The sequence below is a fragment of the Actinoplanes sp. NPDC021490 genome, assembly GCF_055562135.1.
This window is the reverse complement of record NZ_JBVHFW010000013.1, coordinates 280825-296074: the sequence shown is the minus strand read 5'-3', so window position 1 is coordinate 296074 and position 15250 is coordinate 280825. Positions and strand designations below refer to the sequence as shown.

The 15250-nt window shown below is 70.7% G+C and carries 14 protein-coding genes and 1 rRNA gene; 3 read left to right on the top strand and 12 right to left on the bottom strand.

Features of this window, described 5'->3' with window-relative positions; translation table 11 throughout:
- Positions 1-82 (top strand): 5S ribosomal RNA (rrf, locus tag ACZ3I4_RS31300); the annotation flags it as partial.
- A 45-nt stretch (positions 83-127) separates the two neighbouring features.
- On the opposite strand, the gene ACZ3I4_RS31295 is transcribed toward rrf, so the two are convergent.
- The 12 genes from ACZ3I4_RS31295 to ACZ3I4_RS31240 form a co-directional block, all read right to left on the bottom strand.
- The gene (locus tag ACZ3I4_RS31295) at positions 128-1798 is read right to left on the bottom strand and encodes a sensor histidine kinase (RefSeq protein WP_465385634.1); all 1671 of its coding nucleotides are present in this window, start codon (positions 1796-1798) and stop codon (positions 128-130) included.
- Between the two features lie 38 nt (positions 1799-1836).
- Positions 1837-2748, bottom strand: a complete 912-nt coding sequence (locus ACZ3I4_RS31290; RefSeq protein WP_465385633.1) for a type II secretion system F family protein — start codon at positions 2746-2748, stop codon at positions 1837-1839.
- 3 nt (positions 2749-2751) lie between these two features.
- Complete coding sequence (locus ACZ3I4_RS31285) at positions 2752-3717, bottom strand: type II secretion system F family protein (protein WP_465385632.1); 966 nt, start codon at positions 3715-3717, stop codon at positions 2752-2754.
- Positions 3714-5111, bottom strand: a complete 1398-nt coding sequence (locus ACZ3I4_RS31280; RefSeq protein WP_465385631.1) for a CpaF family protein — start codon at positions 5109-5111, stop codon at positions 3714-3716. The genes ACZ3I4_RS31285 and ACZ3I4_RS31280 overlap by 4 nt, the downstream gene beginning before the upstream one ends.
- Positions 5108-6298 carry an AAA family ATPase gene (locus tag ACZ3I4_RS31275; protein ID WP_465385630.1) on the bottom strand — a complete coding sequence of 397 codons (1191 nt, stop codon included), beginning with the start codon at positions 6296-6298 and terminating at the stop codon, positions 5108-5110. The genes ACZ3I4_RS31280 and ACZ3I4_RS31275 overlap by 4 nt, the downstream gene beginning before the upstream one ends.
- The gene (cpaB, locus tag ACZ3I4_RS31270) at positions 6295-7095 is read right to left on the bottom strand and encodes a Flp pilus assembly protein CpaB (RefSeq protein ID WP_465385629.1); all 801 of its coding nucleotides are present in this window, start codon (positions 7093-7095) and stop codon (positions 6295-6297) included. The genes ACZ3I4_RS31275 and cpaB overlap by 4 nt, the downstream gene beginning before the upstream one ends.
- Before the next feature lie 20 nt (positions 7096-7115).
- A complete protein-coding gene (locus tag ACZ3I4_RS31265; protein ID WP_465385628.1) occupies positions 7116-8378 on the bottom strand; it encodes a pilus assembly protein TadG-related protein in 1263 nt (420 codons plus the stop codon).
- Positions 8366-8809, bottom strand: a complete 444-nt coding sequence (locus tag ACZ3I4_RS31260) for a TadE/TadG family type IV pilus assembly protein (protein WP_465385627.1) — start codon at positions 8807-8809, stop codon at positions 8366-8368. Before ACZ3I4_RS31260 ends, ACZ3I4_RS31265 begins: the two co-directional genes overlap by 13 nt.
- 27 nt (positions 8810-8836) lie before the next feature.
- Positions 8837-9031 carry a Flp family type IVb pilin gene (locus ACZ3I4_RS31255; RefSeq protein ID WP_465385626.1) on the bottom strand — a complete coding sequence of 65 codons (195 nt, stop codon included), beginning with the start codon at positions 9029-9031 and terminating at the stop codon, positions 8837-8839.
- A 96-nt stretch (positions 9032-9127) separates the two neighbouring features.
- Positions 9128-9544 (bottom strand): response regulator, encoded by a 417-nt coding sequence (locus ACZ3I4_RS31250; protein ID WP_184949517.1) that lies wholly within the window; start codon positions 9542-9544, stop codon positions 9128-9130.
- Positions 9545-9685: 141 nt separating this feature from the next.
- Positions 9686-10609 carry a siderophore-interacting protein gene (locus ACZ3I4_RS31245; RefSeq protein ID WP_465385625.1) on the bottom strand — a complete coding sequence of 308 codons (924 nt, stop codon included), beginning with the start codon at positions 10607-10609 and terminating at the stop codon, positions 9686-9688.
- A 77-nt stretch (positions 10610-10686) separates the two neighbouring features.
- A complete protein-coding gene (locus tag ACZ3I4_RS31240; protein ID WP_465385624.1) occupies positions 10687-12270 on the bottom strand; it encodes a polysaccharide biosynthesis tyrosine autokinase in 1584 nt (527 codons plus the stop codon).
- A 134-nt stretch (positions 12271-12404) separates the two neighbouring features.
- Here ACZ3I4_RS31240 and ACZ3I4_RS31235 point away from each other — a divergent pair, with 134 nt between their 5' ends.
- Positions 12405-14303: a beta-galactosidase gene (locus ACZ3I4_RS31235; protein WP_465385623.1), complete on the top strand. Its 1899-nt coding sequence runs from the start codon at positions 12405-12407 to the stop codon at positions 14301-14303.
- Between the two features lie 730 nt (positions 14304-15033).
- Positions 15034-15240, top strand: a complete 207-nt coding sequence (locus tag ACZ3I4_RS31230) for a hypothetical protein (protein ID WP_465385622.1) — start codon at positions 15034-15036, stop codon at positions 15238-15240.
- The last annotated feature ends 10 nt before the right edge of the window (positions 15241-15250 follow it).

Sequence of the window (15250 nt, the reverse complement as noted above, 5' to 3'; positions counted from 1 at the left end):
CATTCCGAACCCGGAAGCTAAGCCCTCCAGCGCCGATGGTACTGCACTCGGGAGGGTGTGGGAGAGTAGGACGCCGCCGGACTCAACGTGAACAGTAGGCCCACCCCATAACGGGGTGGGCCTACTGTCATTTGGGCAGTTGCAGGCAGACGGTCGTGCCGCCGCCCGGGGTTTCCTCGAGCGTGATCGTGCCCCGGTGCCGTTCCAGAATGCGCAGGCACGTGGAAAGACCGATCCCGTAGCCCTTCTGCTGCCTCGGGTCGACCTGGGCGAACATTTCGAACACCCGCTCCCGCTGATCGGGTGGAATGCCGATTCCGTTGTCGGCCACCCGCACGAACCAGGCGTCGGGACGAGCCTCGGCGGTCACGGTGATGTGGCAGGGGCGGTCGGGCCGGCGGTACTTCATCGCGTTGTCGATCAGATTTTGGAAGAGCTGCCGCAGCAACACCGGGTCGCCCTGGATTGTCGGCAGGTCGTCGGTGGCCGAGATCTGGGCGCCGGTGCTCTCGGTGGCCGTGCGCAGGTCGGCCAGCACGTCGAGGACGACGTTGGTCAGGGGCACCGGCTCGGCCTGGTACGGCGTCTGACCGGCGCGGGCGTACCGGAGAAGGGCGTCCACCAGCTTCTGCATGCGCTCGACGGAACGGATGGCGCCGGTCACCCACTTCGTCGCGCGGTCGTCGAGGTCCCCGGTGTATTCGCCGACCAGCAGGTCGAGGAAGCCGTGCGCGGCGGCCATCGGGCGGACCAGGTCGTGACTGACCGCGCCGGCGAACTGTTCGAGTTCCTCGTTCGAGCGGCGCAACTCGACCAGGGCGGCGGACAGCTTCTCGCCGCGGGCCGCGATCTCGGCGCTGGCCTGTTCCAGTTCCCTGCGGTACGCGCGGTCGGCCGTCACGTCGTTCAGCGCGACGACCGCGCCCAGCACCCGCCCGGCGTCGTCGACGAGACGGCTGCCGTTGCAGCTCAACTGGACCGGCGGGCGACCCTGGACCCGTACGGTCATCTCGACGTTCTCGATGTGACCCTCGTTCAGCGCCCGCAACAGCGGAACCTGGTCGGGCGTCAGCCGGGAACGGCCCTCGGCGTCGAACAGCCCATACCGGTCGGGCAGCGCCGACGGGTCGAGTGTGGCGTCCGCGTCCATGCCGTGCCAGTCGCGGGCCGCCCGATTGAGCAGGGTGACGTGGCCGGTGTCGTCCGCGACGACCACGCCCACGTTGACCGTCTCGAGGACCGTCGTGATGAACCGCTTCGCGTTCTCGGACTCGACCGCCAGTTGCTCGTTGAGGCGGGCCTGCCGGCGGCGCTCGAACAGGGCGACCAGCACGTCGGCCAGGTCGATCAGTCGGCCGGTCTGGTCCTCGGTCAGCTCTTTGACCTGGTCGTCGAACACGCAGAGCGTCCCCAGCGCGTAACCCTCGGGCGTGATCAGCGGCGCCGAGGCGTAGAAGCGGACCGAGGCGATCCGGCCGTTGACCCACGGGTTGTCGCGGTACAGGACGTGTTCGCTGGCGTCCGGCACATGCACGAAGCGACCGGCCCGGAACTGGATGGCGCACATCGAGTCGGAGCGGGCCGAGTTGCCACCCTCGAAGCCGTACGTGGTGAGCTGGCACTGCCGGCTCTCGTCGATCAGGTTGAGGGTGGCGGTCGGCACCCCGGCGACCAGGGCGGCCACCCGTACGACGGTGGTCAGCTCCTCATCGGCGGGCGCGTCCAGCAAGCAGTACTCGTGCAGGACGGCGAGCCGCTTCTCCTCGTCGAGGTCGGGGCTCAGCACGACAGATGCCACCTCTACTTATCGGCCGTAAACGTCAGCTCCTTAGCGGCTCAGAGGCTGCCCATGATCTGGATCATGGCGGGGCCCAGCACGACGATGAAGATCACCGGGAACAGGCAGAACAGCACCGGGAAGAGCAGCTTGACGGTGACCTTCTGAGCTTGTTCCTCAGCCCGCTGACGGCGTCTCGTGCGCTGGTCGGAGGCGTGTTCGCGGAGGATGCTAGCCATCGAGATGCCCAGCTCGCCGGCCTGCACTAGCGCCGTCACCAGCGTTTTCAGATCCCGTACGGTGGTCCGCTTGGCCAGGGCCCGCAGGGCGATCGACCGAGATACACCCAGCCGCATCTCCTGCAGCACCCGGTTGAGCTCGTCCGGCATCGGCCCGCGCAGCAGCTGGGCGACCTGGGCCATCGCCGCGTCCAGGCCCAGACCGGATTCGACGCCGATCACCATCGCGTCGAGCACGTCGGGCAGCGACAGGGTGATGTCCTTCTGCCTCTTCACCCCGGCGTTGTAGGCCAGCAGGTCGGGCACGTGCAGTCCGGCCAGCAGGCCGAGCGCGGCCCCGGGCAGGCTCCATTTGAGCGCGATGCCCTGGGCGATGACGTAGAACAACAGGGCGAGCACCACACCCGCGACCAGGCGGCCGCGGATCACCCGGTCGAGCGGCCACGCGGCCGGGTTGCCGGCGTAGTCGAGGTGCCGGGACAGGCGGTTCCGTACGGGCACCGGGGTGACCAGGTTGCCGGCCACCTGGATGGCCCGGACCACCGGCGGGCGCAGCCGGCCGCCGAACGGCGTGGCGATCGCGCGGGGCGAGTTCCGGCTGCGGTCGAACGAGTGCAGGATGCGCAGCATGCGCTGGCGGCGGCTGGGCGGCACAGTCACCGCGGCCGCCGCGAAGCCCACCGCCAGCACCGAGGCCAGGGCGGCGATCGCGACCAGAACCGGGCCGGTCATCGGTCAGACCTCGATCTTGGTGATGGCGCGCAGCCAGACCGAGCCGATGACCAGCATCAGGACCGCCACGCCGAGCAGCACCATGCCGAGGGCCTGCTGGAACAGGGGCATGATGTAGTCGCGCCGGACGAGGAACAGCATGATCGACGTGAAGATCGGCAGGCAGATCAGCACGTACGCCGACATGCGTCCTTCGGCCGAGAGGCTGCGCACGTGCCGGCGCAGATAGGCGCGTTCGCGCATGGTGTCGGCCGTCGTCTGCATGACCTCGGCCAGACTGCCGCCGGTCTCCCTTTGCAGGCGCAGCGCCATGACGAGCCAGGTCAGCTCGGGACTCTGCACCCGCTCGCCGGCCCGGGACAGGGCGTCCTCGAACTCGCCGCTGATCCGGGTCTCGGACAGCGCCCGGCTGAACTCTTCGGCGACCGGGCCCTCGTCGTCGCGGACCGCCGCCTCCACCGACTGCTGCAGGGTGAAGCCGGAGCGCAGCGCGCTGAGGATCAGCTGCAGCATGCCGGGCAGCTCGTCGGCGAAGACCTTGCGGCGCCGGTCGATCTGCATGGTGAGCAGCAGGCCGGGCAGCAGATAGCCGAACACGACGCCGGCCAGCAGACCGAGCAGCGGCGGGAGCAGCATGATCCCGACGAGGGCGGCCAGCACGCTGATCAGGAACCGGATGGCCAGCCACTCGCTGGGCAGCAGCCCGGTCGCGGCCGCGTCGAGTTTCGGTTCGGCCCGGGCGGCCAGGCGGGTCAGGGCGGGGGAGCGCTCGACGAACGCGCCGGCCGCGTGCTGCAGCCGGCGCAGCACCGGCTCGGCGATCTGCTTCTCGCCGACGGTGTACTGCTTCAGCGTGGTGAGCCGCCGCTGCATCGGCGTACGGCCGAAGAACCGCTCGATGAGCAGCGCGAACAGCAGGAACGCGGCCCCGGCGGCGGGCAGAGCGATGGCCCAGCGGGCGGCGCTCACCGTTTCCCGCCGAACATTCCGGGGGGCAGCGTCACCCCGTACATGGCCAGCGCGTCGACGAACCGGGGGCGGATCCCGGTGGGCCTCAACTGGGCCAGGTGGGCCGGCGTCTCGGCGCTCAGGTCGTACAGGAAAAGGTCTTGCAGGGTGATGGTGTCGCCCTCCATGCCCACCACCTCGGTGATGTGGGTGACCTTGCGGGAGCCGTCCTTGAACCGGGTGATCTGGATGATCAGGTCGACGGCCGAGGCGATCTGGTCGCGGATGGCCCGGCTGGGCAGGTCCATGCCGGCCATCAGCACCATCGTCTCGAGGCGGGACAGCGCGTCGCGCGGGGTGTTCGCGTGCAGGGTGGTCAGCGAGCCGTCGTGGCCGGTGTTCATGGCCTGCAGCATGTCGAGCGCGGCGGCGTCGCGGACCTCGCCGACCACGATCCGGTCGGGGCGCATCCGCAGGGCGTTGCGGACCAGGTCGCGGGTGTTGATGGTGCCGCGTCCCTCGGCGTTGGACGGGCGGGATTCCAGGCGTACGACATGGTCCTGGCCCAGGCGCAGTTCGGCGGCGTCCTCGATGGTCACGATGCGCTCGTCGGTCGGCACGAAGTCGGAGAGCACGTTGAGGATCGTCGTCTTGCCGGAGCCGGTGCCGCCGCTGACCAGCACGTTGCGGCGGCCGCGCACGCAGGCCTCGAGGAATTCGGCGGCGGGCCGGGTCATGGTCCCGTACGAGACGAGGTCGCCGACGGTCAGCGGCGTGGCCGAGAACTTGCGGATCGTCAGCGACGCGCCGTCCAGGGCGATCGGCGGCACGATGGCGTTGACCCGGCTGCCGTCGGGCAGGCGCGCGTCCACCATCGGGCTGGCCTCGTCGACGCGGCGGCCCACGCGGGCGCAGATGCGGTCGATGATGCGGCGCAGATGGGCGTCGTCGTCGAACTCGACCTCGGTGCGTTCGAGCCGGCCGAACCGTTCCACATAGATGCTCTTGGCCCCGTTGGCCATGACCTCGGTGACCGACGGGTCGCGCAGCAGCGTCTCGATCGGCCCGTGACCGAGGACCTCGTCGGTGACCTCCTTGATGATGCGGGCCCGGTCGCCGCCGGAGAGCGGGGTCTCCTCGCGGGCCAGCAGCTCGAACAGCACCTCGCGGACCCGGGAGTCGAGCGTCTCGTCGTTGCCGCGGCTCGCGTACAGGGTGGGGCCGAGCTCGTCGGCGAGCCGGCGCTGGATCCGCAGGCGCACGTCGTACACCGGGTCGGCGGCCTGGCGTCCGGCCGCCCGGTAGCGCTGGGTGGTCGCGGACCCCCGGCCCGGCGTCTCCTCGACCGCCTCCGGCTGTTCGTCCTCGCCGCCACCCCGGTTGCCGTACATGCCGAGACGCGCGGACAGGCTCATCGCGCGACCTTCTTGCGCTTCAGCGTCCGCCCGAACAGGCCGCGTTTGACGACCGGCTCGGTCTCGATGCCGGCGCAGCGGTCGGCGAGCTGGCGGATGGCCCGGCTGACCGGGTGCAGCGGCTCGGTCACCAGCAGCGGCTCGCCCTGGTTGACCGAGATCGGTACGTCCCGGCTGGAGGGCACGAGCGCCGCGAACGGCATGCCGATCGCCTCCTCGACGTCGGCCGTGGTCAGACCGACCTGGGTGTTGGCCCGGTTGAAGACGAGCAGGCTGCGGTCGCGCGGGTACTCCAGCATGTCGAACATCTCGACGGTCAGGCGCACCGTCTTGAGCGTCGGCAGGTCGGGCGTGACGATCGGGACGAACCAGTCCGACACGTCGAGCGCGGCCAGCACCTGGTCGGTGACGATGGCCGGGGTGTCGATCACGATGAAGTCGTAGTGCGGCCGGGCCACGTCGAGGATCTCCAGGACCAGTTCCCGCCGTACGTGTTCCCCCTGCGCGGGATTGCCCGGTGCGAGCAGGACGTCGATGCCGGGACGGTACGGGGTCGCGATCGAGCGCAGGCCGGGCTCGTCGAGCCGGCCGGCCATCGCGATGCCGCCCGCGATGCTGCGGTCGGGCGGCAGCTTGAGCATGATCGCCACGTCGCCGAACTGGAGGTCGAGGTCGACCAGCAGCACCCGGCGGGCACCCCCGGCCCACAGCGCCACGGCCAGGTTGACGGCCACGAAGCTGCGGCCGCAGCCGCCCTTGCCGGCGAAGACGGTGATGATCCGGCCGTGCGGGGAGGTCTCGGCGCCGGAGCGCATCGTCGAGCTCAGCGCCTTCGAGATGTCGACCGAGCGGCTGGTCGCCTGGCGGATCCCGTCCCAGTCGGATTCCTCGACCACATCGCGCACGCCGGCCTGCAGGCAGCGGATCACTTCGCGCGGGTCGATGTGCCGGCGCACCAGCACCACCCCGATCAGCGGCCGCTGCAGCCGCTGGTAGGCGGTGAACATCAGCGCCTCGTCGAGGTCGACGCCGGCGCCCATGAGCACCAGCAGCGTCTCGGGATAACGGGGCAGGTGGGCCTCGAGATCGGCCATGCTGTGCACGATCGAGCCGCCCACGGACTGGAACTCCGGCCCGCGTTCAGCCAGCTTGTCCCGATCCGGTTCCAGATAGACGTACAGGCTCATCCGGCGGCCCCGCTCTCGACGACGGTCGGTGAGGCGGTCACGGTCGCCCGGGCGCCCAGCAGCGCCAGGTGCAGCAGCCCGCGGTTGTATCCGTTGACCAGGGCCTCCGCCTGATCGGGGGTGACGGCCAGCGTGACGACGTAGCGGGTCAGCTGCTCGGTCGAGCCCACCGAGGGGCTGGGCACCGCGCTCGACATGACGGCCGCGGCGCCGCTCTGCGACACGATGATCGGGGGCTGGGCGGCCACCGCGCTCTCACCCACGCTCAGCACGGTGACCCGGGGCAGCAGGACCGACGTCTTCTGCGGGTTGGCGTCGGTCTCCTGCTTGGGCACGGTGAGAAAGACGGTCACCCGGTCGCCGCGCTTGACGTTGCCCGCGACCTGCGGCGCGATGCCGAGCTGGACGCTGACGGCGAGACGGTCGGCCGGCACCCGGAACGTCGGCGCCGGGGTGGCCGTGGGCTTGGCCGACACCTCGAATTGCCGGCTCAGCAGCATCTGGTCGGGTGCCAGTTCGGCGTTGAGTTTCTTGGCGTCGAGAGCTGGGTCGAGCTTGGCCAGCGCGCCCGACGGCACGGTCTCGGCCGGCATCAGCACCTGCCGCACCAGCCGGCGGGAGCGGATCTGCGCGCCGGTGGTGCCGCTCGGGATCGTCGCCGTGGCCAGCAGCACCCACGTGCCCTTCTTGCCCTCGACCGCGCGGCGGTCGGCGCCGCGCGCGTAGGCGACGACCGCCACCGCGCTCAGGAGCGCCAGCACGGCAGCGACGCTCAGCATGACAATTCGCCGACGCATGTCCTACCCCCTTGGCCCTTTCATCCCGTACGCCCGATGACCGTGGCCCCGAAGTCGGAGCCGGTCCCGAAGACCGGGTTGTCGATGGGCACGACTGTCCTGGTGAAATAGCCGTAGATGCAGGCGGAGACGGTGCACAGGGCCTTCTGCAACAGGGACGGGACGCCGCCGGGCGACAGCAGGTTGGCCACGGACTGGAGCACGCCGGGGATCAGGGTGTCGTAGCCGGTGACCACGAACGGCGCGAAGCCCGCGATCCGGTACGTCGGGGCCAGCGAGAGCAGCGTCTGCTCGATCTCGTCGAAGATCGGCACCAGGATCGGCTGGCGGGTGGTGTACAGCGTCTGGAGCCGGTCCCGGCAGTTCTGGCCGGCGAGCAGGCCGGAGAGCGTGAAACCCCGGGGCTCGTCGCCCACCTTGAGGCTGAGCTCGCAGTTGGCGTCGGGCGGGTTGAGGTTGTTGTCGTAGAGCCAGGTCCAGCCGCGCGGCTTGCTCAGATTGATGATCGGGGTGGTGCACGACGGCAGCGGCAGGCCGGCGAGCGAGAGCGGCAGCACCTGGGCCATGGCGCCCTCGGCGGCGGCGGTCGGCGCCGGCAGCCCGAGGAAGGGGAAGAGGCCGAGCTGGCCGACGAGCCCGATCAGGGGGCCGTAGTAGGTGTTGCCGTTGTTCGTCATCCGCTGCCAGTCGCACAGCGAGATGCCGAGCGCGAACACCTTGGTGATGCTGGGCGGGCCCCACGCGACCCGGCCGCAGGCGCCGACCCTGGTCCCGGTGTAGGGGGTGCCGGAGAGCGCCCCGGCGAAGGTGGGCGGCAGAAGCGTGGAGCTGTTCGACAGCTTGGTGCTCGTGTGCACCTCGACGGACTTGCCGCCGGTCACCGATGTGGCCGGGCACGGAGTGGTGCTGCTCCAGGTCGAGCAGGTCTGGCCCGGTACGCCGGTGAGGCAGATCTGCGCGTCGGCCGAGCCCCGCTTGATGTTCTGGTTGGTGTAGGTCCGGGCGACCGTGGTCTGCGCGGCGGTGGTGCAGCCGGCCGGATCGCGGACGCAGCCGAGGGCGATCGCCCACGACGCGGCGTCGGCGCCCGACTGCAGCTCGGTCCGCTCCAGCGAGAGCTGGCCGACGTCGATGACCAGCGCCCCCGTGCCGAAGAAGACACCGGTGCTGAGCAGGACGGCGAGCATCGCGGCGACGACGCCGTGCTCGGACTCCTGACGACGCAGAGCCCGGCGCCACGCGCGCCGGGCCGGAAGCAGGGACCACCGGATCAGCCGGTGCACGACATCACCCCGGTGGCGGTGAGGGTCGTGAGGCTCGAGGTGACGCCGAACATCTTCATGAACGCGAAAATCGGCGTCACGGCCGTGAAGGGCTGTGACGCCGTCACCGTCGCGTTGGCGGTGGTGGTCGAGCTGCTGGTGCAGAGGGTGCTGCTGACTGTGGCGTTGGTGCCGGCCATGCCCTGCACCCGGGTCTGGATCTGGGCGGTCGTGCCGTTCAGCGCCCCGGTCCGGGCCCCTTCCCGGACCGCGGCACTCAACAGGGTCTGTTGCTGCAGCGCCCGCCCGAAGTCGATGACTCCGAACACGAGCACCAGCATCAGCGGCAACACGATCGCGAACTCGACCGCGGCGGCACCCTCCTCGCCCCGGGCCGGCCGGCGTGCGGCATGCGGCCCGGGGCGATGGAGGGAACGACTGGCGGCTTGCACGGTCGTGGGAACCGGCCTTTCAGATCATCACGGGACGACCAGCTTGTTGCCGACCGTCTTGAACAGGTCGCTGATCTTGCCGCCGAAGATGGTGGCCCCGGCGATCAGGGCGATCGCGATGAGGGTGACGAGCAGGCCGTACTCGACGGCGGTGGCGCCCTCGTCGTCCTTCTTCGTCAGGCGAGCGGTCAGGTAAGCGGCGACGTAGTGCAGCGGCAGCATCTGGGATCCCCCCCGTTGTGGTCAGGCGCGGCGTTCCGCGCCTGTGCCCTATGTATCGGGACCCAATGCTCAGAGTTAAGGCTGACTTACGCACAGTCAGGGTGCAGGAGCGTTGCTGTTGTGCTGGGCCAGAACCGAACGCAACATGCCCGCCAGCTGGTCGGCCGTGAACGGCTTGGCGATGAAGGGCGCGCCGCGCTTGATGATGCCCCGGCGGATCGCGATCTCCTGCGGCATGCCGGACACGTAGACCGTCTCCATGCCCGGCCGCACGGCGTGCGCCGACCGGGCCAGCTCGCCGCCCGAGACGCCGGGCAGGCCCAGGTCGGTCAGCAGCACGTCGATCTTGCCCTCATGCACACGGCATGTGGTGATGGCACTGACCGCGTCGGTGGCGACCAGCACCTGGAAGCCGCGCAGCTCGAGCATCTGCGACGTCATGTCGCGCAGGTCCTCGTCGTCCTCCACCAGCAGAACGACCGGGCCTTGCTGCGGCGCCGAGGTGTTCCACATCGCCTCTCCCCTCGGGCTCGGGTGGAACCGCACCGGGGTACGGCTCTCCTGAGGGCCGCACGCGAGCGTGGCCTTCACCGAAAACGCTAGGCCAAGCCGCACCCGGCCGAGGGAATTCGGCGGAAAAGGGGACTAGAACGCCTAGTTGCCCTCGGCGCGTCCCAAACGCCAGTAGCCCATGAACGCCACCAGCTTGCGGTCGACGCCGCACTCGGCCACCAGGTGACGGCGGAGCGTCTTGATCGTCGCGGCCTCGCCCGCGAGCCAGGCGTAGAAGCGGCTGACGTCCACGACCTCCTCCGGGACCTCCCAGAGCACGTCATGGTCGACGTCGACGTCCTCGATCTCGACGGCCGGGCCCACCCGCTCCTCACCGAAGATCCGACGGGTGGCCGAGCGTACGGCGGGAATCAGCTTGTCGCCGTGAGCCGCGTGATCGCGGGCGAGCCAGGTGACCCGGACACCCTCGGGCGCGACCAGGTCGAGCGCGTCCCCGGCCGAGGGCACCTCGAGCAGGGCCTCACCGCGCGCGTCGGCCGGCAGGCGCTCCAGGATCGAGGCGATGGCCGGCACCGCGGTCTCGTCGCCGCCCAGCAGCAGGCAGTCGGTGTGCGCCGGCGGATGGAAGTCGATGCCCCCGTGCACGCCGTCGAAAAGAGCGTTCGGGCCCATCAGGTACGCCGGGGTGCCCGGCCCGGCCTCGGCGGCGAACTTGGCCGCCGGACCCTCGATGCCGTGCAGCACCATGTCCACGTCGACCTCGCGCCGTTCGGGGCGGACCGCGCGCACGGTGTACGTCCGGATCGGGTTGCGCTGCTCCTCGGGCAGCTCACGCCACTCCGCGTACCAGTCCTCGCCGGTCGGCAGGTGCCGCAGGCCCGACCCGGGCAGCGGCGGGATCAGCTTGATGCGCTGGTCGAAGCCGTTGTCGGCGAACGTGTCCAGGTCGTCCCCGGTGAAGGTCACGCGCACGAAGTGGGGGCTGAGCCGGCGCACCGCGCGCACCTCGGTGGCGAAGAACCGCCACGGCACCGTGCTCGTGGCCGGGTGAACGGTCTGGGTCACGGGAGGCCTCCTGGACAACTTCCGGAACGTTAGGCACGCCTAACCTAACCTGTCGGTTCCGGAGTCGGCCACCCGGGTTATTTCTCGGCCGGCGCGTCCTCGGACTCGGGCAGCGCCTCGGCGGCCTCTTTGGCCTGCACCCGGGCCTCGGCCTCGGCCGCGGCGGCCGATGAGTAGACGCGCGGCTTCGGGATGGCGGCCTTGGCGCGGGCCGGGCGGGCCGGCTTGGCCTTCGGCGCCGGTTCGGGTTCCGGCGCCTGCTCCGGTGCCGTCTCGGGCTCTTGCTCCGGCGCGTCGGCCGGGCCCTCGAGAATGTCGAACCGGTCGGCCACCGGGTGGGCGGCGGGCCCCGCGACCGCGGCCGGAGCGGGAGCGCGGCCGGTGCGGGTGCGCGGGATCAGCCCGCCGTCGCGCTCGGGCACGCCGATCAGCACGGCCGCGACCCGGCCCGGCGTCACCTGCTCGAGCTCGGCCGCGGCCCGCACGGCGGCGGCCCGGGTGCTGCGGCGGTAGTCGGTGACCAGCAGCACCTGGTCGCTGTGCGCGGCCAGGCTCAGCGCGTCGGCCACGCTGAGCAGCGCCGGCGAGTCGAGCACGACGACGTCGCACTGGCTCTTGAGCTCGTGCAGCAGGCCGGTGAGCCCGCCCGCCGCGAGCAGGTCGCCGTTGCCGTCCCGGTCGGCCCCCGCGGCCAGCACCCGCAGGTTCACGATCGCGCCCGCGGCCAGGGTCTCGGCCAGCGAATGCTCGCCGGACAGCACGTTGGTCAGCCCGCGATCGCGGGACAGGTCGAACATCAGATGCAGCGCCGGATGCCGTACGTCGGTGTCGATCAGCACCACCCGCCGACCGGCCTGGGCCAGCGCCACGGCCAGGTTGGCCGCCGTCGTGCTGCGGCCCTCGCCCTCCCGGCCACCGGCGACCAGCACCGTGGACGGGCCGTCGAGCCGCGGATCGAGCCGGGCCCGCAGGTAGCGGTACGACTCGGCGTCGGCCGAATCGGGCGAGCGCAGCAGCACCGGCAGCGGGGCGCCGGGACCGCGCGACGGCCGGGCCCGCGGGATCGTGGCCAGCACCGGCACCCCGGTCACCCGCTCGAAGTGGTCGCGCCCGCGGATCCGGTCGCGGCGGCGGGCCAGCCACAGCGCCGAGAGCAGCCCGAGCAGCAGACCGAGCGCCACGCCCGGGGCCAGATAGACCCAGAGCGGAAGGCGCTGCTCCTCGGCCCGGCTCGCCGGCGAGACCAGCGAGGACGCGATGCCGTACTGGCTCGTGCTGGAGTTGCGGTAGCGGACGTACTCCGCGGCCACGGCCTGGGCGCGCTGCTGGGCGGTCGTGGCGTTCCGGTTCTCGTACGTGAACCGGACCGCGGCCCCGCCACCCTCGACCGGCTCGACCGTCAGACCGCGGGCCAGCGTCTCCTCGCTGATGCCGAGATCGTCGGCCACCGTGCGCAGCACCATCACGGAACGGGCGATCTCGCGTTCCGTGCCCGGGTTGGCGGCCACCGGGATCGTGTCGGCGCGCAGGCGCGGGCTGGCCACGGCGGTCGCGGTCGAGCGGTAGTGCGGTTTTTCGAGGCGGCTCACCGCGTAAGCCCCGGCGGTGATCAAAACGGTCACCAGGATGATCCACCAGCCGTACCCACGCAGAAGTCGCACAGGTCTGCCATCCGTCGTCATGCCGGGTCCGCCCTCCCGCGATGCCGCATCATCGCAGCCTACGGCGGTACCGACACGAGCCGCTAGCCACCGCCCCTGTCGGTTACCGGCGGGCCCTCCCGCAGGATGGAGCCATGCCGATCCTCTACGGCGGGGACTACAACCCCGAACAGTGGCCCACGGACGTCTGGGCCGACGACGTGCGGCTCATGCGCGAGGCCGGAGTCAACCTGGCCACCCTCGGCGTGTTCTCGTGGGCGCGCATCCAGCCCGCCGAGGGCGTCTTCGACTACGAGTGGCTCGACCGGATCATCGACATGCTCCACGAGGCCGGGATCGCGGTCGACCTGGCCACCGGCACTGCCTCCCCACCGCCCTGGCTCACCGCCAACTATCCGGCCGTGCTGACCGAGAACGCCTCGGGCGTGACCCGCTGGCCCGGCAGCCGGCAGCACTACGCGCCGACGTCGCCCGACTATCGGCGGCTCGCTTCCGATCTCGTACGGGCCACCGTGGAACGCTACAAGGACCATCCGGCCGTGGTTCTGTGGCACATCAACAACGAACTCGGCTGCCACGTGGCGTACGACTACTCGGATCAGGCGGCGGCCGCCTTCCGGGTCTGGCTGCGGCGCCGCTTCGCCGACGACATCGACGCCCTGAACGCGGCCTGGGGCACGATGTTCTGGTCCCAGCGGTACACCGACTTCGAGCAGGTCCTCCCGCCGCGGCACGCCCCGTACAGCGTCAATCCGGGCCAGGTGCTCGACTTCCGCCGGTTCAGCTCCGACATGCTGCTCGAACTGCTGCGCATGGAGAAGCGCATCATTCGCGAGTCCGGCGCCACCCAGCCGTTGACGACCAACATGATGAGCGCCTTCAAACCGGCCGACTACTGGTCGTGGGCCGGCGAGGTCGACGTCATCGCCGACGACACCTACCCCGATCCGCGCGACCCCCTCTCGTACCGGGACGGCGCCTTTGCCCGTGATCTGATGCGCTCGCTGAAACCGGGCCGGCCGTGGATTCTCATGGAGCAGGCGCCCAACTACGTGAACTGGCGCGAGAACAACGCGGCCAAGAAACCGGGGCAGATGGCGGCGATGAGCATGCAGGCGGTCGGGCGCGGAGCCGACGGTGTGCTGTTCTTCCAATGGCGGCAATCGGCCGCCGGGTCGGAGAAGTACCACTCCGGGATGCTTCCGCACGGAGGACCGGCGACGCGGACCTTCCGCGAGATCACCCAGCTGGGCGCCGAACTGGCCGAACTGGGCGAACTGCCTGCCCCCGGCGGCGAGGCGCCGGTCGCGATCGTGCTCGACTGGGACAGCTGGTGGGCGCTCGACCAGCCCAACCATCCGGCGCCGCTCGACTACATCGCCCAGGTGCGGGCCTGGCACGGCGCCTTCCTCGCCGCGGGCGTGCAGACCGATTTCGTACGGGCGTCCGGACCGTTCGACGGCTACCGCCTGATCGTCGCGCCGAGCCTGCACCTGTCACCCTCCTTCGAGGCGCTGGCCGGCTACGTCCGCGACGGCGGCGCGCTGCTCACCACCGCGTTCAGCGACATCGTCGACGAACACGACCGCTTCCGCCCCGGTGGCTTCACGCGGCGGCTCGGCCCGGTGCTCGGCGTCTCGGTGAACGACTTCGCGGGCGTGCTGCCGGGCGAGGCAACGGTGCACGGCGAGGGGCTGCGGTTCGAGGGCACTGTGCTGGCCGAGGTGCTGCACGTGGAAAGCGCCTCGGTGCTGGGCACGTTCGGCGACGGCTCGCCGGCGTTGACCCGCCACACTTACGGCGCGGGCCGCGCCTACCACCTGGCCACGATCGCCGACGAGGCCGGAACCGAGGCCCTGACGGCGTACGTGGTGAAGGCCCTTGAACTGAAGCCGGTGATGGCGGACCTGCCCCCGCACGTGGAGGCGTGCGCCCGCGGCCCGATGGTCACTCTGATCAACCACAACCCGTCGCCGGTCGAGGTGGGCGGCGAGATTCTGGAGCCGTACGGCTACCGGATCACCAGGAGGTGAGCTCGCCCGGCCCTGTGGTCGCCCCGGCACCGACATGCCGTGCGCGAGCCGGGCGCCGTTGCCGTTGCCGTTGAGGGCCCGCTGGGCGTCCTGCTACAGGATTCCGGCGTACGCCGAGCGCTCTTGTGTGACCGGTTGGTCAGACCGGGCGTCTGTGACCGGTTGATTCCGCCAGACCCGTGTGACCGCTTGGCCCGGCCAGGCGTCTGTGACGGGTTGGTCCAGCCTGCCCGTGTGACTGCTTGGCCTGGCCAGGCGTGTGAACCCGAAGAACACACTCATCATGATCAGCGCGGCGGCGGTGACGACCCGAGCGCCTTGCTCTACCGGCTGGGCCGGTCGTCGTTTGGCCGCCGCTGGGCGTGATCCGGTGGCCCAGCCGGGCATGACCCGTTGGCCCGGCCGGCGCCGGTGACCCATTGGCCCTGAGGCCCCGCATGCCCGCGATTCGCGTTGCCTCTCCGTCGTACGTGATCTTTTCTTCGGTACGGCCATCCCTAACCCCCACCCGCCCGGGGGAATAAGGAAGAACTTTACGACCTGTCAAGCCGTCAACTCGGGTTGTCCACAGCGGAATGCGCCGTTGCCGGGGCCTGTGGACAACTCGGCGTTCTGTCGGTGCGAAGACGTAAGGTCGGGCCCTGTTCCCGCGATTGGGAGGGGTCACGGAAGGCCGAACCGGGCGGACGATCGTGACTGTGCAACGGTTCTCGTTCTGCATGACTACGGCATGAGTGGGCTGTGGTGGTGGGTCCACGCCCGGTCGGTGCGCGAGATTCTGGAGACGTTCGCCGAGGTCGAGGTGGTCGACGACCCGGAAGTTGTCGCGCGCTTCGACGGCGACGGCCTGGACGAAGCGCGTCACGGTGACGTGGCGCTGCCGGCCGGGCTCGATGAGCTCCGTGCTCAGCCGGGCGGGCCGGTTTCGGGGCTCTGACCGACCGCGA